Raw genomic sequence first — 20,637 nt, forward strand, 5'->3', positions numbered from 1 at the left:
TCACGATGAGGAGGAAGCCGACGATGCTGCGACGGCGGGGTGGACGCGCTGACAAGAGCGTCCGGCCACCGGATCCGCATCCCTCCGGCGCGCGCCCGCCGGCGATCCCCGCCGACCTGGTGCCCCAGCACATCGCCGTGGTGATGGACGGCAACGGCCGCTGGGCCAAGGAGCGCGGGCTGCCGCGCACCGAGGGGCACAAGCGGGGCGAGGCGGTCGTGGTCGAGGTGGTCAAGGGCGCGATCGAGCTGGGTGTGAAATGGCTCTCGCTGTACACCTTCTCCACCGAGAACTGGAAGCGCACCCCGGATGAGGTGCGGTTCCTGATGGGCTTCAGCCGGGACGTGATCCGGGACCGCACCGACGAGCTGGACGAGCTCGGGGTGAACATCCGCTGGGCCGGCCGCCGGCCGAAGCTGTGGCGCAGCGTGATCAAGGAGCTGGAGGTCGCGCAGGAGCGCACCAAGGACAACTCCGTGATCAACTTGGCCATGTGCCTGAACTACGGCGGCCGCGCCGAGATCGCCGACGCCGCCCGCGAGATCGCCCGGCTGGCCGCCGCCGGGAAGATCAACCCGGACAAGGTCGACGAGAAGATGCTCAGCCGGCACATGTACCAGCCGGAGATGCCGGACGTGGACCTGTTCATCCGCCCCAGCGGCGAGATGCGCACCAGCAACTTCCTGCCCTGGCAGTCCGCCTACGCCGAGATGGTGTTCCAGGACATCCTGTGGCCGGACTTCGACCGCACACACCTGTGGCGGGCCTGCGAGGAGTACGCGATGCGTGACCGCCGTTACGGTGGGGCCCTGCCCAACCCGGTGCCCGACAGCCCGGCCGGGATCGTCGGCATCGAACCCGTGACCGGAGGCACCCGGTGACCGAGGCGCTGACCACCGCGACCCTGCTGACCTCGGCACGGGAAGCGCTGGAGATGTTCCACGACGTGCACGTCGACGACGACGGCGCGCTGACCTTCCGGCACGGCGAGGTGCCGTGCGCGGTGCAGGCCATGCAGCTGTCGGAGGGCCTGACCGTGCTCAGCCTCACCTGCGTGGTCGCCTGGGACCTGCCCGACGACGAGAAGCTGGCCGCCTCGGCCGCCGAACGCGCTGGTCAGGGCCTGTTCGGCACGCTGGGCGTGATCCGCACCGGCACCGGCATGGACGTCACCCTGCGCTACGCCTTCCCGGCCGAGGGCATGGGCGCGGCCCCGCTGAGCACGCTGCTGATGCTGGTCGTCTCCACCGCCTCCCAGCTCCGCGCCGAACTGCTGGAAGCGGCCGGCCAGACCGAGTGACGCACAACGGCCAACACGCCGCCGGGCGCAAACCCCTCGCGCGTGTTGGCCGTTGTCGTACGGGGTGTTGGCCGCTACAGCTCCAGCTCGCCGAACTCCGCGATCCAGCGGTGCCCACCGGCCGGGCCGTGCTGCTCGCCGGGCCGTCGCACGCCGATCGCCCGCCAGCCCGCCTCGACCGCCGCGTCCAGCTCGGCGGCCACGTCGGAGAGGAACAGCGTCTGCGCCGCGGGCACGCCCAGCGCCGCGGTGATCCGCCGGTAGGACTCCGCCTCCCGCTTGGGACCGGCGGTGGCCAGGTCGAAGTGGCCGCTGAGGTAGCCGGAGAGGTCGCCGTGGTCGCTGTGCGCGAACCAGTCCCGCTGCGCGGCCACCGAACCGGAGGAGTAGACGTGCAGCCCGATGCCGGCGCCGTGCCAGGCTTTCAGCGCGACCGGCACGTCCGGGTAGACCTGTCCGCGCAGGTCACCGGCCAGGAACCCGCTGTGCCAGATCAGGCCCTGGAGCTGCTTGAGCGGCTTGGCCTTGACGTCGGCGTCGATCCAGCCGACCAGCGCCGCCACCACCTGCTGCTCGTCCGCCCCCGGTTCACCCAGCTCCGCGCGCACCCCGTCGAGGACCTCGGTCGCCGCCGGGGTGCCCCGGTGCTCGGCCAGCCAGTCCGCCACCCTGGCCCTGGCGTAGGGGAAGAGCTGTTCGTGCACGGCGGCCAGCGGACTCGTGGTGCCCTCGATGTCCAGGACCACCGCCTGCGGCTTGCTCACGCGGGCTCCGCCACCAGCTCGTCCAGGCGAGGGAACTTGGCCGCGATCGGGTCGCCGGTGAAGTCGCCGACCCAGCCGTCCTCCTCCTCGAAGAACCGGATCGCCACGAAGTCCGGGGTCGGGCCCATGTCGAACCAGTGCGTGGTCCCGGCGGGCACCGAGAGCAGGTCGCCCGCCTCGCACACCACCGCGTACACCCGCTGGTTCAGGTGCAGGTAGAAGCAGCCCTGACCGGCGACGAAGAAGCGCACCTCGTTCTCGCTGTGCCGGTGCTCGTCCAGGAAGGTGCCGCGGGCCTTGGCCGCGCGCTCGGGGTAGGTCTCGTCCTCGGGGTCGGGGCGCAGCGCGGCCACGTCGACCAGCCGGAACCCGCCCTTGGCCTTGAGGTCGGCGACCTCCTCGGCGTAGGCGGCCAGCACGGCGTCCTGGCCGGCCTTGGCGTGCAGTTCCCTGGTCGCCCAGTTCTCGTACTCCACGCCCAGCTCGGCCAGCGTGGCGCGGATCTGCTCGGCGTCCCTGGTGCGCAGCTCGACGGTGGTGGGCTCGTCTTCCGGCATGACCTGCAAGAGCGTCATGAGAACGCACGTCCTTTCAACAGCAGCAGCAACTGGCAGATCGACTCCACGCACTCCATGCGGTTGCGGGCCTGCGCGTAGTCCGCTCCCCAGGTGGTGAGGCCATGATGTTCGATCAGCACCACCGGCGGCGCGTCCGGGTGCTCGATCAGGTACCGCTCCACCTCGGCGGCGATCCGCGGCACGTCGGCGTGGTTGGGGAACACCGGCACCGTGGTCGCGCTGGGATCGCGCAACCCGAGTCCCTTCAACAGCTCGAAGTCCTGGATGTCCACTGTGGACAGTTCGGTGCGGTGGCCTTCGAGGGTGGCCACCGCGGTGGCGTACGGGGAGTGCGTGTGCACCACGGCCTCGGCCTTGGTGGCCCGGTAGATCGCGGTGTGGATGGTGGTCTCCGCCGAGGGCCTCGGCGCGTCCGGGGAGACCGCGGCCGAGGTGTCCACCGAGACCAGCACGGTGTCGGACTCGGTCAGCGCGCCCTTGTCCCGGCCGCTGGCGGTGATCAGCGCGGTCTCCGGGGACACCCGCACCGAGATGTTGCCCGCGGTGCCGGGCAGCCAACCCCGCTGGTACAGCTCGCGAGCGGCCGCGGCCAGGGTCGCACCCGCGCTCACGAGGCCACCTCGGCCAGCGCGACCACCTTGTGCGGGGCCAGCTTCTCCGGATCCGTGCCCTGCTCGACCACCAGCACGCCGAACCCGGCCACCGTGCCGCCGCTGCCCCAGACCAGCTCGGCCGCGTCGCCGAGCCGGTCGCCGAGCACCTCGTCCACCACCAGCACCCTGGTGCCGGGCGCCACCGGGTTGCCCGGCAGCACCAGCGGCACCTCGGCGTGCCTGGCCAGCGCGGCGCCCAGCAGCAGCCCGCCGGAGGCCAGGCCGAGCACCGCGTCGAAGGAACCGCGGAACTCCTCGGCCAGCGCGCCCGCGGCCGCGCCGAACAGCGCGGGGTCGGTGTAGACCCCGGACAGGTCCAGGCCCTCGCCGATGGCCGAGGTGAGCCGCCCGGCCAGCGCCGTGCCGTGGTTGGGCCGCCACACCCGCCGCTCGGTGACCACCGCGCTGACCAGCTCGGCCGGGGTGACGTCGAAGGCCGGGTTGAACACCGCGACCCCGGCCGGGGCCACCGGCGTGCCACCGAAGGCGGTGACCTCCTCCGCGGCCCGCTCCTCGACCACGATCTGCGAGCCGTGCGCCAGCGTCTCGTCCACCGTCGACTCCGGCGCGACCACGATGAACGGGATCCGGTGCCGGGCCGCGGAGACCGCCAGCCCGTAGGTGCCGATCTTGTTGGCCACGTCACCGCGCGCGGTGATCCGGTCCGCGCCGACCAGGACCACGTCCACCTGGCCCAGCGACATGGCCGCGGCGGCGGCCGAGTCGACCAGCAGCCGGTGCGGGATGCCCTGCTCGGCCAGCTCCCACGCGGTCAGCCTGGCGCCCTGCAGCAGCGGCCTGGTCTCATCGACCAGCACCTCCTCGACCCGCCCGCGCCCGGCCAGGTCGCTGATCGCGCCCAGCGCGGTGCCCCAGGCCGCGGTGGCCAGCCGACCGGTGTTGCAGTGCGTGAGCACCCGCAGCGGCCGGTCCGGGGTCAGCGAGAGCACCAGGTCAGCGGCCTGCCGGGCGGCGGTCCGGTTGGTCGCCTCGTCCTCGGCGAGCATGGCCAGCGCCTCCGCCAGCACCGCCTGCTTGCCCTCGGGCAGCCGTTCCAGCGCCCGCCGCACGCCCCAGGCCAGGTTCACCGCGGTCGGCCTGGCCTGCGCCAGCCGCTCCGCGTCCGTCCTGACCACCGCGTGGTCGGTGTGCAGGTGCGCGGACAGCGCCACGCCGAACGCCCCGGCCAGGCCGATCGCGGGCGCCCCGCGCACGGCCAGCGTGGCGATCGCCTCGATCACCTCCTCGACCGTGGCCAGCCGCAACCACCGCAGCTCATGCGGCAGCACCCGCTGGTCGATGGCCACCACCACGCCGTCGTCCCAGCCGAGTGTGTAGGTCATGCGCCACCCCTTCGTCGCCGTGGTCCAGGCTCGACCCCCCACGGTATTCACCCGCGCCAGGCCCCAGGGAGCCCGTCTCAGCCTCTGGGCCCCGATAGGCGCAGCGGACTAGCCCGATCGGCCCGCTCTCGGGAACGGTTATCGATTCGCCCAATCGCATGGCAGCATGGCTCCCGTGAGCACCGCTGCGACCGAGACGGCCGAGCCCACCGGGCGCAAGCCACGGGGCCGGGGGATCACCTCGCTGGAAGTCCTCTGCGTGGTCCTGCTGCTGGCCATCCTCTTCCAGGGGCAGATCGCCTCCATGCTGACCGACGAGCGGATCCGCACCGCCTCCACGGTCTTCATCTCCGTGTGCATCCAGGCCATGCCGTTCCTGGTGCTCGGCGTGCTGATCAGCGGCGCGATCGCCGCGTTCGTCTCACCGGAGCGGCTGCGCAAGCTGCTGCCCGGCAACCAGGCGGTCGCGGTGCCGGTGGCCGGGCTGGCCGGGCTGGCGCTGCCGGGCTGCGAGTGCAGCGCGGTGCCGGTGTCCGGCCGGCTGATGCAGCAGGGCGTGCGGCCCGCGGTCGCGCTGACCTTCCTGCTGGCCGCGCCCGCGGTGAACCCGATCGTGCTCGGCTCCACCGCGGTCGCCTTCCAGGGCGAGCCGCTGATGGTGGTGGCCCGCTTCGCCGGATCGCTGGCCACCGCGGTGGTGATGGGCTGGCTGTGGGTGCGCTTCGGCAAGACCGAGTGGATCGCCGAGCGCGCGCTGCGCCGTTACGAGCGCCCGGCCGGGGTCTCCCGCTGGGGCGTCTTCGCCGAGACCGCCCGGCACGACCTGGTCGAGGCCGGCGGATTCCTGGTGATCGGTGGCATCATCGCCGCGGTGCTCAAGGTGACCGCGAGCGACTTCTTCAGCTCGCTGTCCGGCCAGATCGTGCTGGGCGTGCTGGTGATGGCGGTGGCCGCGGTGGTCATGGCGCTGTGCAGCGAGGCCGACGCGCTGGTCGCGGCCAGCATGTCCGCGCTGCCGCTGCTGCCCAGGCTGGTGTTCCTGGTGGTCGGGCCCGCGGTGGACGTCAAGCTGATCGCGCTGCAGGCTGGCACCTTCGGGCGCAAGTTCGTGCTGCGGTTCGCGCCGCTGACCTTCCTGGTGGCGATCCTGTGCGGGGTCGGCGCCTTCCTGCTCGTCTTCGGTGAGGTGCGCTGATGCGACGTGAGACGCAGAACGTCCTGCTGGTGCTGCTCGGCGGCGCGCTGCTGAAGATCGCGCTCAACGGCCAGTACCTGCGCTACGTCAAGCCCTCGTTCCTGCCGTTCCTGATCGCCGCCGCGGTGGTCATGCTCGGCCTGGCCTTCACCGCCATCGCCCAGGACATCGTCCGGATGCGGAACAAGTCCAAGCCGCTGCCCGCCCCGGTCTGCGCTGAAGCGGCCGCCGCCGAGCCCGGTCATGACCACGACCACGAGCACGGCAAGTCCCGCAGCCCCTGGTTCCTGCTGCTGCCGGTGCTGACCATCTTCCTGATCGCCCCGCCCGCGCTGGGCGCGGCCTCGGTGAACCCGAACGACTCGCGGACCGTCACCGAACCCAGCAAGCGCAACGGCAGCGCCAACTTCGAGGCCCTGCCCGGCGGCCAGGTGATCCCGATGAAGATGACCGACTTCCTCACCAGGGTGGTCTGGGACGACTCGGGCACGCTCAACGGCCGCGACGTCCGGCTGACCGGCTTCATGTACCGGGACAAGGGCGTGAACTACCTGGTGCGCATGGTGATCGGCTGCTGCGCGGCCGACGCCCAGCCGATGAAGGTCCGGCTGGACGGCCCTCGGGTGCCGGAGCTGAAGGAGATCCCGGCCGACTCCTGGCTGGAGCTGACCGGCCGGGTGCAGCCGGGCACGGCCACCGAGGCCAACGCTTACACCCCCGCGTTCGACGTGAGCGAGATCAAGCCGATCTCCGCCCCCGCCGAACAGTACGAATCCTGACCTGAGAGGACCCCGCATGCGGGTGAACCCGCGTCGCGCGGTGGCGATCGCCGCCGTGCTGACCCTGACCGCCATGGCCGCCCCCGCCGCCGCCACGGCCGCTCCCGCCACGGCCGCCGCCGCGCTGCCCGGCGGCGTGCCCGGTGTGACCGTGCCCAGCCTGGACTGGCGGGACTGCGGCACCGGCGACGGCTTCCAGTGCGCCACCGCCCAGGTGCCGCTGGACTACCGCGACCTGGCCAAGGGCACCCTCGCCCTCGCCCTGTCCCGCCGCCCGGCTGGCAAGCCGGACCAGCGGATCGGGTCGCTGCTGGTCAACCCCGGCGGGCCGGGTGGCTCCGGCGTGGGCTTCGCCAGGTCGGTGGTGACCGAGCTGCCCGCCGAGGTGGCCGAGCGCTTCGACGTGGTCGGCTTCGACCCGCGCGGCGTTGGCCAGAGCTCCGCGCTGGCCTGCCTGGACGCCGAGCAGACCCGCGCGGCCTTCGCCGAGATGCCCGCTACCAGGAGCCGTGGCGACTTCGAGCGCGGCCAGCGCTTCGCCGCCGAGTTCAACGCGGGCTGCCAGGCGCGCAGCGGGGCGCTGCTGCCGTACGTGGGCACCGAGTACGTGGCCCGCGACATCGACGTGCTGCGCGCCGCGCTGGGTGACACCAAGCTCAACTACTACGGCGTCTCCTTCGGCACCTACATCGGCACCGTCTACGCCAACCTGTTCCCGAAGAACTTCCGGGTGCTGGCCCTGGACGGCGGCTACGACCCGGATGCCTACGCCAACGACCCGTACCGCTACGACCTCGGCCAGTACCTGGCCACCGAGGCCGCCTTCGAACGCTTCCTGAGCTGGTGCGCCACCAGCGAGAAGTGCCCCTTCGGCAAGGGCAACCCCGGCAAGGCATTCGACCAGCTGGTCGCCGACCTGGACCGCGACCCGGTCACCGACGCCGACGGCAAGGTGCTCGCCAACGGCGCCAGCCTGGCCTACCGGATCATCTTCGCGCTCAACGGCGGTCGCCCCAGCTGGCCGACCCTGGCCGCCCAGCTGACCGAGGCCCAGTCCCGCACCGGCCGCCTGCTCCGCCCGATCAGCACGAACGCCCCGTTCTTCGCCGCCAACACCGCGGTGGAATGCGCCGACCGGGTCTATCCGAAGAGCAAGGTCCAGCTGCGCGCCCGCCTGGCCGTGGCCGCCGCGCTCACCCCGCGCCTGGGCCCGGTCGCCGCCTACGGCAGCCCCGGCTACGACCACTCCCACGCCGCGGCCTGCCAGCAGTGGCCGGCCAAGCAGGCCAGCCGCTACGCGGGTCCCTGGTCAGCGAAGGGCTCGGCCCCGATCCTGGTCATCGGCACCACCGGCGACCCGGACACCCCGTACCAGGACTCGGTGGTGCTGGCCAAGACGCTGGACAACGCCCGGCTGCTGACCTTCGTCGGCGAGGGCCACAGCGGCCTGAGCAACAGCGCCTGCGCCCGCCAGGCGACCGCGGACTACCTGGTGGACAAGGAACTCCCGGCCCGCGGCGCCCGCTGCCAGGACGACCCGCCCGCGTAACCGCGCTGGTCGTGCCGGGGTGCTCGCGCTCCGGCACGACCGCGCCGCTGTCGTGAAGTTCAGGCCGCGGTGCAGTCGGCGCAGGTGCCGAAGATCTCCACGGTGTGGCTGACCTCGGAGAACCCGTGCTCAGCCGCCACCCGCTCGGTCCACTTCTCCACATCCGGCCCCTCCACCTCCACGGTGCGGCCGCAGCGGCGGCACACCAGGTGGTGATGGTGGTGCTGGGAGCAGCGCCGGTAGATCGCCTCGCCGGAGTCGGTGCGCAGCACGTCCAGCTCGCCGACCTCGGCCAGGCTCTGCAGGGTGCGGTAGACCGTGGTCAGCCCGATGCCCTCGCCGCGCCGCCGCAGCTCCTCGTGGATCTCCTGGGCGGAGCGGAACTCGTCCACCTGGTCCAGCAGCTTCGAGACCGCGGTGCGCTGCTTGGTCGAACGCAGTCCTGGCACCGCGGCCGGTCGTTCGCTCACTGTCACTGGCCCTCCTCCACGTGCGCGACCGCGTCGACCACGATGTGCGACAGGTGCTCGTCCACCAGCCGGTACACGACCTCCCGGCCGTGCCGCTCCCCGCGCACCACGCCGGCCGACTTGAGCACCCGCAGGTGCTGGCTGATCAGCGGCTGGGCCACACCCAGCGCGTCCACCAGCTCGTGCACACAGCGCTCCGAGGCCCGCAGCTGGAGCACGATGGCGATCCGCACCGGCGCGGCCAGCGCCCGGAGCAGGTCACCGGCCATGGCCAGCACGTCCCCCGAGCGTTGCGGGGCGGGTGGCACCGGCGCACGGTCGGGAGAGTGCACGTGGTCATCGGCCAGCGGCGCGATCTCCCTGTTCACGATGTGCGCTCCTCTCACCACCCGGCGCCGGGGCAGGCAGCTGCGTGCCCGTGAACGACCGAGGCTACCCGTCATCCTAGGCAACTCGGTTACCGCTCAGTTCGACACACCTCGATGGACCTAACGGAACAGCGAGATGAGCACACCCACCAGGATGCCCAGCACCACGATCCGCAGCACCCGCTCCGCGGCCGACAACCGCGACCAGGTGCTGACCACCATGGCCAGCACGAACAACGCCAGCCCCCCGACCAGCACCGCCCCCACCGACCCACCGACGACAACCCCGGTGGCGAACACGGCCGCCACCACCAGGAACGCCACCGCGGGCGGCACCGACTTCAGCGGCCCGTCACCGGGCACCCGGCTCGGCTGAGACCCAGACTCGCGCACCGTCCCTTCCTACACCCAGCCGGGCAGCGACCGGCGCGCGGCATCTAGGGTCCTCATCCGTGCTGCTCGTCTGCCGGTTCGCCGTGCCCGAGGCCGAGGTCGAGGACTTCCTGGCCAGGGCCAAACACGCCCTGGAACTGCTCACCAAGGGCCCGCACTGCCGCCGCGGCCGCCTGGCCAGGTCCACCGACGAGGCCGACCGCTGGGTCCTGCTCGCCGAGTTCGACTCGGTCCCCGCCTACCGCAAGGCGCTGTCCCCCTTCGAGGTTCGCGAACACGTCATCCCGTTGTTGTCCCAGGCCCTCGCGGACGAACCCGCGGCCTACGAGGAGCTGTGGGACGCCACCAACGGCACCGCCACCCGCCGGGACAGCCTGGTGGCCAAGGACGCGGGCACGGTCCGCCTCGGCGAAGCAGGCGGCCCCGCCACTCCCCGCCACTAGCGAGCCCCGGGGCGATGCGGCGGCCACGAGCCGCGGCACCAGCGGGTTTCGGCGGTGCCGCTGGCCCGGTCGCGAGGCTGGTTCGGTCGCGCTGCCGGTCCCGGTCGCGAGACTGGCCTTGTCGCGCTGCTGGGCTCGCTGTGGGGCTGGTTTGGCCGCGGGGCTGACCGTCGCGAGGCTGGATCGGCCGGGCTGTTGTCAGGCCGCGTGGTCGCAGGTGGCGCAGGTGCAGTCGGCGCAGGTGCAGTTGGCGCACGCGTCCGAACAGCCCGCGCAGTCGCAGCGGGCGTGGTTGCAGGTCGCGCAGGAGCAGTCGGCGCACTGGCACATTGCGCAGGAGTCGGCGCAGTTCGCGCACTCGCACCGGGCGCACTCGTCGTAGTGCACCCCGTCCGCGGTCTGGTGTTCCCGGTGCACGTGCCCGTCGTGCAGGTAGTCCACGTGGTCGCCGTGCACCACCGCGTCGTGCCCGCAGCCGGGGCCGTGGGTGTGCCGGTGCGTTTCGGCCGGACGGTGCTCAATGGTGCTGGTCATGGTCTGCCTCCCACTGGGTCGTCGAACAACCGATACTCATATGCGCACCTGTGCATTGCTCGCTCAGCGACCGCCTCTGCCCTGAAAGGGTGAACTTGCTCCCTTTTCCGCAAGCCCTTCCTCAGTCCTGAACACCTCTGGCACAGTGCTGACCACACCTCTGATGGGTGATTCTCACGGGGAGAGCCCGCATGCTCGTTCGACCGCCCAGACCAGGGACCCGCCCGGTCGCCCGCCACGCCACGGCCACCGCCGTGCCAGCCACTGCCGTAGCGCTCGGCACTGACCCAGCGCTCAGCTCCGGCCCGGCGCTCAGCACCGTCGCAGCGCTCGTCACCGGCCCGCTCGCCATCGTTGCCGCGCGGCCGTCCGCCACTCCGGTCCTCGGCAGAGGCTCCCGCGCCACCGGTGCCCGCGAGGACTGACCCAGACGTGGTCGGGGACGGATCCCGCGCCGGGCTCGTCCCCGACCCATCCCACCGCAGTGCAGGCGGCCACCCCGGCGCCGGCCACGGACACCGAGCCTGCCGACGGGGAGAAGTCGCGGCCTTCCCGCAGGCGACTCGTGATCGGTGCGGTCGTGCTCACGGCACCCGCCGTGGGCACGACCGTCGCCGACGGGTGTCGGCGGCTGCCGCGAGAATCGCATCGTGGTGGCCGGACCCGCGTCGCCACTGGCACACCCCGACTGAGCCGGCAGCCACCGGCCGGAAAGCCGAGACGCCATGAGCGTGGACCAACCCGTGACGGCGGTCCTACCCGATCCGCCCGCGCCCGCGGCCCCGGCCTGGCTGGCCGAGCTGGCGCAGCGCGCCGCGCGCTGGTCCGGCCAGTTCGTGGTCGACCCGGCCGCGCGCGAGGCCGTGGCCACCGACTCGGGCAACCTCGACCACCGCCGCCCGGCCGCGGTGTACCGCGCCAACTCCGCCGAGGACGTGGCGGAACTGTTGCGGCACACCGGTCCGCGGAGCATCCCGGTCGCGGTCCGCGGCGCAGGCCACTGCCTGTCCGGGCACACCCTGACCGACGGCGTGGTGCTCACCCTCACCGGCGGCCTCGCCCGGGTCGGCGCGGTCGACGCCGAGGGCCTCATCCAGACCGGCGCCGGGGCCACGCTCGCCGACCTGGACGCCGCGGCCTTCGCCGCGGACCGTCGCCCGGCCTCGGGCCTGCCCGACTACCACGGGCTGACCGTCGGCGGTGTGCTCGCCGTCGGCGGCATCTCCGCCTGGTGGCGCGAGGGCACCTTGACCGACCGGGTGCGCCGCATCCGGGTGGTCACCGGTCGCGGCGAGATCCTGCTCGCCTCGGCCACCGAGCACCGCGAGCTGTTCGAGGCCGCGCTGGCCGGGCTCGGCGCCGTGGGCGTGATCACCGAAGCCTGGATCGAGCTGGCCCCGGCCCAGCCCCGCGTGCAGCTGGACCTGCTGGACTACGCCGACCCCGCGACCGCCTTCGCCGCCATGGACGACCTCATGGACCGCGAGGCCGCCGACGAGGTCTACCTGTGGGTCCAGCGGCCCGGCACCGGCGGCAGGCCGGAGGCGACCTTCCAGGTGCACGCCTACCAGCACACCGACCGCCGCGAGCCGCGGCTGCTGCCGGTCGAACCCGAACCCGAGCACCGCCTGACGCAGCTGGTGACCTATCCCGAACGCAGCCGGATGATCACCGAGATGTTCGACAGCTTCCGCACCTCACTCTCCTGGGACGAGACCACCAAGCTCTGGGACGACGTGCTCCTGCCCGGCCCGCACGCCGAGCACTACCTGACCCGCAGGGTGGCCGCGTTCACCGCGGCCGACTGGGCCACCGACATTCCGCAGTTCGTGCTCGCCTTCCCGCACCGCAGGGCCGCCTTCACCCGGCCCGCGTTCGCCGTGCCGGCCGGGGACAGCGACCGGATCGTGCTGGTCGACACCCTCCGCGACCGGGGCAGGCCCGGCGCCGACCCGGCCTGGGCCGCCACCGTGCGGGGCAGCAGGCGGGCCGCGCACGAGCAGGCCCGCGCCGACGGGGGAGTGGCCTACCCGATCTGGGGCTGCTGGGACGGGGCCTGGCCGCACCCGGTGCGGCTCGGCGCGCACTGGCGGGAGTTCGCCGAGACGGTCGCCAGGTACAGCCCGCACCTGCACCTCAACCCGGGCACGGGACTGCCCGCGGCGATCCGGGCCGAGCTGAGGCGCTGACCCGGACTCCGCTGTCACGGGCGGACTTCTCGCCCCCGAGGGCGCGGCCGGGCGGGGGCGGTGGTGGGCTCTCCCGGCCGGTGGAGGAACGCGGTTGTGGCGGGGGTGGGGGCGGTCGCTACCCTTGCAGCCTCCCGCTGAATGCCTATGACCTGCTCTGGAGTGTCCGTGTCGGCCGATCGGATTGATACCGTCGTCAACCTCTGCAAGCGCCGAGGCTTCGTCTACCCCTGTGGGGAGATCTACGGCGGTACCAGGTCGGCGTGGGACTACGGACCCCTCGGCGTGGAGCTGAAGGACAACATCAAGCGCCAGTGGTGGAAGTTCATGGTGCAGGGCCGCGAGGACGTCGTCGGCCTCGACTCCTCGGTGATCCTGCCCCGTGACGTGTGGAAGGCCTCCGGGCACGTCAACGCCTTCCACGACCCGCTGGTCGAGTGCACCTCCTGCCACAAGCGGTTCCGGGCCGACCAGCTCGCCGAGGAGTACGCCGAGCGCACCGGCAAGCCCACCACCGAGGACGACATCAGCGACGTCCCCTGCCCGAACTGCGGCACCCGCGGCCAGTACACCGAGCCGCGCGAGTTCAACATGATGCTCAAGACCTACCTCGGCCCGGTGGAGTCCGAGGACGGCCTGCACTACCTGCGGCCGGAGACGGCGCAGGGCATCTTCGTCAACTTCCTCAACGTGCAGACCACCTCCCGGCGGAAGCCGCCGTTCGGCATCGGCCAGATCGGCAAGTCCTTCCGCAACGAGATCACGCCCGGCAACTTCATCTTCCGGACCCGTGAGTTCGAGCAGATGGAGATGGAGTTCTTCGTCGAGCCCGGCACCGACGAGGAATGGCACCAGTACTGGATCGACGAGCGCTCCCGCTGGTACACCGAGCTGGGCTTGGCCAAGGACAACCTGCGGATCTACGAGCACCCGCAGGAGAAGCTGTCGCACTACTCCAAGCGGACCGTGGACATCGAGTACCGCTTCCAGTTCGCCGGTCAGGAGTGGGGCGAGCTGGAGGGCATCGCCAACCGCACCGACTTCGACCTCAGCACGCACAGCAACCACTCGGGCGTGGACCTGTCCTACTTCGACCAGGCCACCAACTCCCGCTACCGGCCGTTCGTGATCGAGCCGGCCGCCGGTGTCGGCCGCCCGATGATGGCCTTCCTGCTGGAGGCCTACCACGAGGACGAGGCGCCCAACGCCAAGGGCGGCGTGGACAAGCGGGTCGTGCTCAAGCTGGACCGCAGGCTCGCCCCGGTCAAGGCCGCGGTGCTGCCGCTGTCCCGCAACGCCGACCTCTCGCCCAAGGCCCGTGACCTGGCCGCGGCGCTGCGCCGGAACTGGAACATCGACTTCGACGACGCGGGCGCCATCGGCCGCCGCTACCGCCGCCAGGACGAGATCGGCACGCCGTTCTGCGTGACCGTCGACTTCGACACCCTCACCGACCACGCGGTCACCGTGCGGGAACGCGACACCATGAGCCAGGAGCGGATCTCCATCGACCAGATCGAGTCCTACCTGGCCGCGCGGCTCGTGGGCTGCTGATCCCAGCACCGCGAGAGGAACGGCTGAGCGACTGGCCGGGGCTGCCTGTGGCGGCCCCGGCTTCGTTTTGGCCGCGGTCACCGCGTTGGACCGGGACCAGCGGCTGTGCTCCGGGTGTGGGAGCACGGTGCGGAAAGGGGCCTGCCGGGGCGCGGTGATGGCCGGGTGGCGGGTACCTGGCTGGGGGCTGGGGACAGGCGTCGCGGGGTGCTGCCTTGGGGTCCAGCCCTTCGCGGTGCGCGGCAGCTCCTCCAGCCAGCGGGCGATCGCAGGCAGCGCGGTGAGGCCCCCGGCGAGCAGGTAGCGGTCGAAGGTGTGTGGCACGAGCCGGCCGCCGGGCGGACCGGCCACGTGCACCGGCTCGCCGGGCTGGACGGTGCGTGCCCAGTCCGCGCCGAGGCCGCCCTCGTGCAGGGCGATGTCCAGGTCGAGCTCGCCGGTGGCCGGGTCGTAGCGGCGCACGGTGTACTCGCGAGAGGTCGGCGCGGCCAGCGGCCAGCGCAGCACGGTGCGGAGGGGAGGTCCGTCGTGCGGGCGGGCCGGATCAACGCGGTGCGGGCAGGGGTGGGCCACGCTGAGTTCCGACCGCGTCGCCGCGGCGGCGGGATACCGCCGGGCGGTGCGGACATCAGCGTTGAGCTCGGGCGCCACGCCACGGACGGTTGAGTCCATTGTGGACGTTGGTGTCGGGGGCATGGGCCCGGTTCTCCTTTCGGTGGTGCGATGTGGCGTTCCGGGCTCGCACGGCATGTGCTCAGCTCGCGATCACGTCGGGGCGGGAGGTGAGGCGGGCCAGCGCGTGGGCCGCGCAGAGTTCCTCGGCGACCAGCTCCGGTTCGGCCACCAACCGCTCCACCGGTGTGCGCACCACGTGCACGCCAGCGGCGGTCAACGGGTCCGGGCCTTCCGGGCGGGGGTTGTCCAGCCAGCGCCAGGCCAGCGCCAAGTCATCCCACCAGGCGTCGGCCATGCCCAGCAGCTGGCGGCCGTCCAGGGTGATGCGCCGGTGCCAGGTCGGTGGTGGCAGCGCGCCGAGGGCGATCACGCGGCGGGCGCGGGCCTGGCGGATGTCGACCACCTTGACGTCCAGCTTCTCCAAGGCGGCGCGCACCGCGGGACGGCCGCGCTGCGGTGAGTCGTCCAGCTCGGCCCACAGCTCCGCGGCCGTCACGCCACCGTGCGCGCAGGCCAGGTTGAGCAGCGTGCCCAGCTCGGTCGGGCACCGGGTCCAGCGGGCGGCATCCAGGGTCGCCCGGGCCACCGAGGTCACCGGGAAGCCCCGGGACATCGTCCACTTCGGCAGCTGGCGCAGCCGTTCCATCCGCAGCGGTTTGGCCGGTCGGGTCCGGTTGGCGTAGGGCACCACCAGGTGGACGGTGCCGTCCAGGCCGGGGATCGGGATGCCGTGCAGCTGCAACGCGTCGTAGCCGGTGAGCAGCGCGTCCGGCTCGGCATAGCGCAGCGCCGCGCGCAGGAAACCCGCGCGGGTCGGGCGGGTGCCGGTGAGCAGGACGACGCCGGGCAGCGGCTCGCGCCAGGAGTGCACCAGTCTGCCGGGCAGGCCGAGCCGGAACAGCTCGGTGGTCTTGGCCACCTGGTGCGGGAACATCGCGGCCAGTCCGTCCAGGCGGACCGGCACGTGGGTCGCGGTCATGGGGCCAGCGTGGTCCGGCGCCGGGGGCGGGGCCAGCGGCGCCGGAGCGGGCTGTGGACAGGTGCGTGGTTGTGGACAGGTCGCGATCTTGGCGGGGTTTTCGGGCGGCGGGGGTGCCGGGGTGTGGTATCAGAGGCGGCGGACGTCCAGGGCGTGTTCCACCGCTTTGCCCTCGTCCTCGCGTTGCACCAGGTAGACCCCGGCGTTCGGCCGCTCCGAGAGCGCCTCGACCAGCTCCGTGCCGCGGTAGAGCAGACCCGTGCCGTCGTCGGTGCAGTAGGTGTCCGGGATCAGCCCACTGGCCACCGCGCCCAGCACCGCGGGCCGCCGCGCCGCCTCGGAGTCGAAGTGCACCCCGTTGCCGTAGGGCAGGAAACCCAGCCCGTCGGTGACGATCCGCAGCTCCGGCCCGAAGGAGTCGGTCGGCCCGCCCACGTGCCAGCACAGCGAGCCCGCGCTCACCCCGGTCAGCACCACCCCGCGCCGCCACGCCTCCCGCAGCACCGGGTCCAGCCCGTGCACCCGCCACACCGCCAGCAGGTTCGCCACCGAACCGCCGCCCACCCACACCACGTCGCAGGAGAGCACGTAGTCCAGCAGATCCGCCGTCGGCGGCATCGGGAACAGGTTCAGGTGCACCACCTCGACCCCGGCCAGCTCACCGGCCTCGGCGAAGTTCGCGTTGAAACCCCGCTGGTCGCCAAGCGCGGTGCCGATGTGGCACAGCTTCGGCCGCCGTCCCGACACCCCGGCCAGCTCCACCGCGTGCGTCAGCAGCGGCGCGAACTCGAGGTCGGTGCGGTGACCACGGCGCAGACCACCCGAGGTGGCCAGGATCGTCGGTTGTTCGGCAGGCATAGCCCGATCGTGCCATTTTCCGCGCCGGTTAGGGTCCGAACATGAGCGAGCCCCGTTGGCTGTCCGAGGCCGAGTTGCGGACCTGGATCACCTTCGTGGAGGCCACCCACCTGTTGGAGCGCAGGCTGGAACACCAGCTCCAGACCGACGGCGGGCTCTCCCACGCCCAGTACGACGTGCTCACCACCCTCTCCGCCGCCCCCGGCCAGCGCATGCGGATGACCGAGCTGGCCGGTCGCACGGTGGTCTCCAAGAGCGGCCTCACCTACCAGGTCAGCCGCCTGGAACGGGCCGGGCTGGTGCGCCGCGAGTCCTGCGCCACCGACGAGCGCGGCGTGGTCGCGGTGCTCACCGAGGCCGGGCAGCGGCTGCTGGACAAGATCGCCCCCGGGCACGTCGACACCGTGCGCGACTACCTCATCGACCTGATGACCGCGGAGGAGCGGGCCGTGCTGGAACGGGTCATGTCCGCGGTGCGCGAACGCGTCCGCCGCGAGGACTACCCCTGACAAATGTCATGGCGGGGCCGTGACGAGCGGCCTGCGTCCCAGCCGCGCGCGGGCGGCACCGTAGGGGCATGCCCACAGCAACCCTGACCGGCGCGGACCGCGAGATCGCGGCCGGCGCCGCGATCCACCTCCGTGGCCTGCGCAAACACTTCGGGCCGGTGCGCGCCGTGGACGGCGTCGACCTGACCGTGGCCCCCGGCGAGGTGCTCGCCCTGCTCGGCCCCAACGGCGCGGGCAAGTCCACCACCGTCGACCTCGTCCTCGGCCTCACCCGCCCCGACGCCGGCGAGGTGCACGTCTTCGGCCACCGCCCCGACGAGGCGGTCCGCAACGGCGTCATCGGCGCCATGTTGCAGGGCGGCGCGCTCATCGACGACGCCACCGTCGGCGAGCTCGTCCGCATGGTCGCCGCCCTGCACCGCAGGCCCCAGGCCGCCGCGGCCGCCCTGGCCAAGGCGGGCGTCGCCGAGCTGGCCAAGCGGCGCTGCAAGAAGCTCTCCGGTGGTCAGCGGCAACGCGTCCGCTTCGCCATCGCCCTGGTCAGCGACCCCGACCTGCTGATCCTGGACGAGCCCACCGCCGCCATGGACGTGGAGACCCGCCGCCACTTCTGGCAGAACATCCGCGAGCTGACCAGCACCGGCAAGACCGTCGTCTTCGCCACCCACTACCTGGAAGAAGCCGAGAGCTACGCCGACCGCGTGGTGCTGATGCGCGCCGGAACGGTCGTCGCGGACGGCACCGTCGCCCAGATCAGGGCCACCGCGGCCGGCCGGACCGTGCGTGCCGTGCTCCCTGGGAGTGCGCACGGCACGCTCGGCGAGCTGCCCGGGGTCACCCGCGCCGAGCTGCGCGGCGAGCACGCCACGCTGGCCTCCACCGACTCCGACGCCACCCTGCGGGCCCTGCTCGCCCGCTACCCCGGCGCGCACGACATCGAGATCACCACCGTCGGCCTCGAGGACGCTTTCCTCGCGCTGACCAGCGAGGAGGACAAGTGAACCCGACGTACGTGCTCATCGAGGTCAAGCTGATCGTGCGGCAGTTCGCCTTCCTGTTCTTCACCATCGTGGTGCCCACCGCGATGTTCCTGATCTTCTCCGGCATCTACGGCGGCCCGGCGGCCACCTTCGGCAACGGCACCCCGGTCACCGCGGCCACCATGGTCAGCATGGCCTCCTTCGCGGCCATGTCCGCCGCCCTGGTCACCGGTGGGCGGATCGCGCTGGAACGCCAGATCGCCTGGCACCGGCAGTTGCGGCTCACCCCGCTCTCCGGCGGCGGCTACCTCCTGGCCAAGGGCCTGATCGCGGTGCTGGTCGCGGTGCCCGCGATGCTCGGCGTGCTCGCGGTCGGGCTGCTGGTCAAACAGGTCGACCTCAGCCTGGCGCAGTGGGCGATGCTGATCGGCGGGCTGGTGCTCGGCTCGGTGCCGTTCGCGCTGCTGGGCATGGCCATCGGGCAGCTGGCCAGCGCGGAGTCCGCCCAGGCTGTCACGCCCGCGGTGATGATGGCGCTGGCCATGGTCGGCGGGCTGATGGTGCCGGTGGAGATCATGCCCACCTGGGTGGGCGACATCGCCAGGGCGCTGCCCAGCTTCTGGTTCCGGGAGAACGGGATCAGGGTGGTCGCCGAGGGCACGGTCAGCCTGACCTCGATCGCGGTGCTCGGCGGGGTGACGTTGGTGCTGGGACTGTTCGTGGCCAGGCGGTACCGGCTCAGCGCGGCCCGCTGACCACGCCTACGGTGTCCGCCATGACCACGAACACCGCGCCCAGGATGCGGTCCTGGGAGCTGTTCGCCGGGTTCTTCCTGCTCTTCCTGATGTTCCCGGTCTACTACCTGTTCGAGGCGGACCGGCCGGTGGCGCTCAAGATCGCCGGACTGGCCGGGATCGGGATCGTCGGCGCCACCTACCTGCTGCTGCCGCCCAGGCTGTTCGAGGCGCGGATGTGGCAGCGGCTGGCGCTGATCCTCGGCCAGGCCGTACTGATCGTGCTCATCGTGCTGGTCTTCGGGGTGCCGTTCCTGAGCCTGTTCGTCTACGTCGCGGCCAGCGCGGCGGTCCTGCTGCCGGTGTGGCTGGCGGTGCTGGTGCCGATCGGTCCCAGCGTCGCCGCGGTGCACGCGGTGCTCAACGGCGGGCCGATCTGGCTGGCCTGGATCGTCCTGGCGATGCTGCTGAGCACGTTCAGCGTGCTCGGCCTGGCCGAGCTGATCCGCGGCAACATCAAGCTCTACCGCGAGCAGCAGCAGGCCGCGCTGCTGGCCGTGGCCGAGGAACGCGCCCGGCTGGCCCGGGACCTGCACGACGTGCTCGGGCACAGCCTGACCACCATCACCCTCAAGGCCGGGCTGGCCAGGCGGCTGCTGGAAGCCGGGCGGCCGGAGGCGGCGATCGCCGAGGTCACCGACGTGGAGGCGCTCTCGCGGGCCGCGCTCACCGATGTCAGGGCCACCGTTTCCGGCTACCGCGAAGCCTCGCTGGTGGCCGAGCTGGCCGGGGCGCGGGTGGCGCTGCAGGCCGCCGGGATCACCGCCGACCTGCCGCACGCGGTGGACAACGTGGCGCCCCGGCACCAGCAGGTGCTGGCCTACGTGCTGCGCGAGGGCGTGACCAACGTGCTCCGGCACAGCGGCGCGACCCGCTGCGAGGTGCGCTTCGGGTTGTCCTGGCTGGAGATCCGGGACGACGGCGGCACGCCGGAGCAGACCGGCGGGCCGGGCACCGGGCTCGCCGGCCTGACCGAACGACTCGCCGCCGTCGGCGGCACCGTGGACGCCGGTCCGCTGCCTGCCGGTGGTTTCCGGCTGCGCGCGGAGATCGAGGAGAACGCATGATCCGGGTCCTGCTCGCCGATGACCAGGCCCTCGTCCGCGGCGCGCTGGCCGCACTGCTCGGGCTGGAGGCCGACATCCAGGTCGTCGCGCAGGTGGGCTCCGGTGACGAGGTGCTCGCCGCGGCCACTGAGCACCGGCCCGATGTGGCGCTGCTGGACGTGCAGATGCCCGGCAAGGACGGCCTGGCCGCGGCCGCCGAGCTCCGCGCCGCGCTGCCGGCATGCCGGGTGCTGATCCTGACCACCTTTGGCAGGCCCGGCTACCTGGCCAGGGCGATGAGCGCGGGCGCGGCCGGGTTCGTGGTCAAGGACGCGCCGCCGGAACAGCTCGTCGACGCGGTCCGGCGGGTGCACGCCGGGCTGCGCGTGGTCGACCCCGGACTGGCCGCGGAGTCCCTGTCCAGCGGGGCGAGTCCGCTGAGCACGCGGGAACGGGAGGTGCTGGCCTGCGCGCGGGACGGCGGCACCGTCGCCGATGTGGCCAAGGCGCTGCGCCTGTCCGAGGGCACGGTGCGCAACCACCTGTCCTCGGCGATCGGCAAGACCGGCGCGCGCACCAGGGCCGAGGCCGTGCGCATCGCCGACGACCGCGGTTGGCTTTGACCCGACCGGGTATCCCGCACCCCGCCGCACCCCGCGAAATCCGCCCGCCGCACAACACGCG

General features: G+C 72.5%; 22 protein-coding genes and 2 pseudogenes. 13 read left to right on the forward strand and 11 right to left on the reverse strand.

Features of this window, described 5'->3' with window-relative positions; all coding sequences use genetic code 11:
• Positions 1-23: 23 nt before the first annotated feature.
• Positions 24-881, forward strand: a complete 858-nt coding sequence (locus N8J89_RS07560; protein ID WP_283663623.1) for an isoprenyl transferase — start codon at positions 24-26, stop codon at positions 879-881.
• Positions 882-934: 53 nt separating this feature from the next.
• The gene (locus N8J89_RS07565; RefSeq protein WP_252481949.1) at positions 935-1,300 is read left to right on the forward strand and encodes a YbjN domain-containing protein; all 366 of its coding nucleotides are present in this window, start codon (positions 935-937) and stop codon (positions 1,298-1,300) included.
• A gap of 74 nt (positions 1,301-1,374) precedes the next feature.
• Here N8J89_RS07565 and mtnC read toward each other — a convergent pair whose 3' ends face one another.
• The 4 genes and pseudogenes from mtnC to mtnA form a co-directional block, all read right to left on the reverse strand.
• Positions 1,375-2,064, reverse strand: a complete 690-nt coding sequence (mtnC, locus tag N8J89_RS07570) for an acireductone synthase (protein ID WP_283663625.1) — start codon at positions 2,062-2,064, stop codon at positions 1,375-1,377.
• A complete protein-coding gene (locus tag N8J89_RS07575) occupies positions 2,061-2,639 on the reverse strand; it encodes a 1,2-dihydroxy-3-keto-5-methylthiopentene dioxygenase (protein WP_283663626.1) in 579 nt (192 codons plus the stop codon). Before N8J89_RS07575 ends, mtnC begins: the two co-directional genes overlap by 4 nt.
• Positions 2,636-3,253, reverse strand: coding sequence for a methylthioribulose 1-phosphate dehydratase (gene mtnB, locus N8J89_RS07580; RefSeq protein ID WP_283663627.1), 618 nt, complete (start codon positions 3,251-3,253; stop codon positions 2,636-2,638). The genes N8J89_RS07575 and mtnB overlap by 4 nt, the downstream gene beginning before the upstream one ends.
• A 401-nt stretch (positions 3,254-3,654) precedes the next feature.
• Positions 3,655-4,638: pseudogene (gene mtnA / locus N8J89_RS07585) on the reverse strand (S-methyl-5-thioribose-1-phosphate isomerase); the annotation flags it as partial.
• 166 nt (positions 4,639-4,804) lie between these two features.
• On the opposite strand from mtnA, the gene N8J89_RS07590 reads away from it, so the two are divergent.
• From N8J89_RS07590 to N8J89_RS07600, 3 genes are read left to right on the forward strand one after another with little or no spacing between them, the layout of a single operon-like run.
• A complete protein-coding gene (locus N8J89_RS07590; RefSeq protein ID WP_502868427.1) occupies positions 4,805-5,833 on the forward strand; it encodes a permease in 1,029 nt (342 codons plus the stop codon).
• Positions 5,833-6,612 carry a TIGR03943 family putative permease subunit gene (locus N8J89_RS07595; RefSeq protein ID WP_283663630.1) on the forward strand — a complete coding sequence of 260 codons (780 nt, stop codon included), beginning with the start codon at positions 5,833-5,835 and terminating at the stop codon, positions 6,610-6,612. Before N8J89_RS07590 ends, N8J89_RS07595 begins: the two co-directional genes overlap by 1 nt.
• Before the next feature lie 16 nt (positions 6,613-6,628).
• The gene (locus N8J89_RS07600; protein WP_283663631.1) at positions 6,629-8,161 is read left to right on the forward strand and encodes an alpha/beta hydrolase; all 1,533 of its coding nucleotides are present in this window, start codon (positions 6,629-6,631) and stop codon (positions 8,159-8,161) included.
• Positions 8,162-8,220: 59 nt separating this feature from the next.
• Here the strand turns inward: N8J89_RS07600 and N8J89_RS07605 are convergent, their stop codons facing one another.
• From N8J89_RS07605 to N8J89_RS07615, 3 genes are all read right to left on the reverse strand, one after another.
• Positions 8,221-8,637 carry a Fur family transcriptional regulator gene (locus N8J89_RS07605; RefSeq protein WP_283663632.1) on the reverse strand — a complete coding sequence of 139 codons (417 nt, stop codon included), beginning with the start codon at positions 8,635-8,637 and terminating at the stop codon, positions 8,221-8,223.
• Positions 8,634-8,978 (reverse strand): ArsR/SmtB family transcription factor, encoded by a 345-nt coding sequence (locus tag N8J89_RS07610; protein ID WP_246493137.1) that lies wholly within the window; start codon positions 8,976-8,978, stop codon positions 8,634-8,636. The genes N8J89_RS07605 and N8J89_RS07610 overlap by 4 nt, the downstream gene beginning before the upstream one ends.
• 141 nt (positions 8,979-9,119) lie before the next feature.
• Positions 9,120-9,392, reverse strand: coding sequence for a DUF6703 family protein (locus tag N8J89_RS07615; RefSeq protein ID WP_283663633.1), 273 nt, complete (start codon positions 9,390-9,392; stop codon positions 9,120-9,122).
• 59 nt (positions 9,393-9,451) lie between these two features.
• Between N8J89_RS07615 and N8J89_RS07620 the strand changes: the two genes are divergently transcribed.
• Positions 9,452-9,835: an antibiotic biosynthesis monooxygenase family protein gene (locus tag N8J89_RS07620; protein WP_283663634.1), complete on the forward strand. Its 384-nt coding sequence runs from the start codon at positions 9,452-9,454 to the stop codon at positions 9,833-9,835.
• Positions 9,836-10,033: 198 nt separating this feature from the next.
• Here N8J89_RS07620 and N8J89_RS07625 read toward each other — a convergent pair whose 3' ends face one another.
• Complete coding sequence (locus N8J89_RS07625; RefSeq protein ID WP_283663635.1) at positions 10,034-10,369, reverse strand: hypothetical protein; 336 nt, start codon at positions 10,367-10,369, stop codon at positions 10,034-10,036.
• A gap of 743 nt (positions 10,370-11,112) precedes the next feature.
• Between N8J89_RS07625 and N8J89_RS07630 the strand changes: the two genes are divergently transcribed.
• Both N8J89_RS07630 and N8J89_RS07635 read left to right on the forward strand, forming a co-directional pair.
• A complete protein-coding gene (locus N8J89_RS07630; RefSeq protein WP_283663636.1) occupies positions 11,113-12,558 on the forward strand; it encodes an FAD-binding protein in 1,446 nt (481 codons plus the stop codon).
• 147 nt (positions 12,559-12,705) lie between these two features.
• Positions 12,706-14,112 (forward strand): glycine--tRNA ligase, encoded by a 1,407-nt coding sequence (locus N8J89_RS07635; protein WP_256509275.1) that lies wholly within the window; start codon positions 12,706-12,708, stop codon positions 14,110-14,112.
• Between the two features lie 222 nt (positions 14,113-14,334).
• On the opposite strand, the pseudogene N8J89_RS07640 reads toward N8J89_RS07635, so the two are convergent.
• The 3 genes and pseudogenes from N8J89_RS07640 to N8J89_RS07650 form a co-directional block, all read right to left on the reverse strand.
• Positions 14,335-14,619, reverse strand: a pseudogene (locus N8J89_RS07640) (siderophore-interacting protein); the annotation flags it as partial.
• A 247-nt stretch (positions 14,620-14,866) separates the two neighbouring features.
• A complete protein-coding gene (locus N8J89_RS07645) occupies positions 14,867-15,766 on the reverse strand; it encodes a hypothetical protein (RefSeq protein WP_283663637.1) in 900 nt (299 codons plus the stop codon).
• Between the two features lie 129 nt (positions 15,767-15,895).
• A complete protein-coding gene (locus N8J89_RS07650; RefSeq protein ID WP_283663638.1) occupies positions 15,896-16,624 on the reverse strand; it encodes a Type 1 glutamine amidotransferase-like domain-containing protein in 729 nt (242 codons plus the stop codon).
• A gap of 41 nt (positions 16,625-16,665) precedes the next feature.
• Between N8J89_RS07650 and N8J89_RS07655 the strand changes: the two genes are divergently transcribed.
• The 5 genes from N8J89_RS07655 to N8J89_RS07675 all read left to right on the forward strand — a co-directional run bounded on the left by N8J89_RS07655 (position 16,666) and on the right by N8J89_RS07675 (position 20,576).
• Positions 16,666-17,133 (forward strand): MarR family winged helix-turn-helix transcriptional regulator, encoded by a 468-nt coding sequence (locus N8J89_RS07655; protein WP_283663639.1) that lies wholly within the window; start codon positions 16,666-16,668, stop codon positions 17,131-17,133.
• A 68-nt stretch (positions 17,134-17,201) separates the two neighbouring features.
• Positions 17,202-18,134 carry an ABC transporter ATP-binding protein gene (locus N8J89_RS07660; protein WP_283663640.1) on the forward strand — a complete coding sequence of 311 codons (933 nt, stop codon included), beginning with the start codon at positions 17,202-17,204 and terminating at the stop codon, positions 18,132-18,134.
• Positions 18,131-18,868, forward strand: coding sequence for an ABC transporter permease (locus tag N8J89_RS07665; RefSeq protein ID WP_283663641.1), 738 nt, complete (start codon positions 18,131-18,133; stop codon positions 18,866-18,868). Before N8J89_RS07660 ends, N8J89_RS07665 begins: the two co-directional genes overlap by 4 nt.
• A gap of 20 nt (positions 18,869-18,888) precedes the next feature.
• Positions 18,889-19,974, forward strand: coding sequence for a sensor histidine kinase (locus tag N8J89_RS07670; RefSeq protein ID WP_283663642.1), 1,086 nt, complete (start codon positions 18,889-18,891; stop codon positions 19,972-19,974).
• Positions 19,971-20,576, forward strand: coding sequence for a response regulator transcription factor (locus N8J89_RS07675; RefSeq protein WP_283663643.1), 606 nt, complete (start codon positions 19,971-19,973; stop codon positions 20,574-20,576). Before N8J89_RS07670 ends, N8J89_RS07675 begins: the two co-directional genes overlap by 4 nt.
• The last annotated feature ends 61 nt before the right edge of the window (positions 20,577-20,637 follow it).

Origin of the sequence: Crossiella sp. CA-258035, from assembly GCF_030064675.1 — a bacterium.
Taxonomy (GTDB): domain Bacteria; phylum Actinomycetota; class Actinomycetes; order Mycobacteriales; family Pseudonocardiaceae; genus Crossiella.

What these genes read in the sequence shown, in the direction of transcription:
- N8J89_RS07560 (WP_283663623.1), top strand. Translation starts at nt 24, where the DNA reads ATGCTGCGACGGCGGGGTGGACGCGCTGACAAGAGCGTCCGGCCACCG.
- N8J89_RS07565 (WP_252481949.1), top strand. Translation starts at nt 935, where the DNA reads ATGTTCCACGACGTGCACGTCGACGACGACGGCGCGCTGACCTTCCGG.
- N8J89_RS07575 (WP_283663626.1), bottom strand. Translation starts at nt 2,639, where the DNA reads ATGACGCTCTTGCAGGTCATGCCGGAAGACGAGCCCACCACCGTCGAG.
- N8J89_RS07590 (WP_502868427.1), top strand. Translation starts at nt 4,805, where the DNA reads ATGGCTCCCGTGAGCACCGCTGCGACCGAGACGGCCGAGCCCACCGGG.
- N8J89_RS07595 (WP_283663630.1), top strand. Translation starts at nt 5,833, where the DNA reads ATGCGACGTGAGACGCAGAACGTCCTGCTGGTGCTGCTCGGCGGCGCG.
- N8J89_RS07600 (WP_283663631.1), top strand. Translation starts at nt 6,629, where the DNA reads ATGCGGGTGAACCCGCGTCGCGCGGTGGCGATCGCCGCCGTGCTGACC.
- N8J89_RS07625 (WP_283663635.1), bottom strand. Translation starts at nt 10,369, where the DNA reads ATGACCAGCACCATTGAGCACCGTCCGGCCGAAACGCACCGGCACACC.
- N8J89_RS07635 (WP_256509275.1), top strand. Translation starts at nt 12,706, where the DNA reads ATGACCTGCTCTGGAGTGTCCGTGTCGGCCGATCGGATTGATACCGTC.
- N8J89_RS07645 (WP_283663637.1), bottom strand. Translation starts at nt 15,766, where the DNA reads ATGACCGCGACCCACGTGCCGGTCCGCCTGGACGGACTGGCCGCGATG.
- N8J89_RS07650 (WP_283663638.1), bottom strand. Translation starts at nt 16,624, where the DNA reads ATGCCTGCCGAACAACCGACGATCCTGGCCACCTCGGGTGGTCTGCGC.
- N8J89_RS07655 (WP_283663639.1), top strand. Translation starts at nt 16,666, where the DNA reads ATGAGCGAGCCCCGTTGGCTGTCCGAGGCCGAGTTGCGGACCTGGATC.
- N8J89_RS07660 (WP_283663640.1), top strand. Translation starts at nt 17,202, where the DNA reads ATGCCCACAGCAACCCTGACCGGCGCGGACCGCGAGATCGCGGCCGGC.
- N8J89_RS07670 (WP_283663642.1), top strand. Translation starts at nt 18,889, where the DNA reads ATGACCACGAACACCGCGCCCAGGATGCGGTCCTGGGAGCTGTTCGCC.
- N8J89_RS07675 (WP_283663643.1), top strand. Translation starts at nt 19,971, where the DNA reads ATGATCCGGGTCCTGCTCGCCGATGACCAGGCCCTCGTCCGCGGCGCG.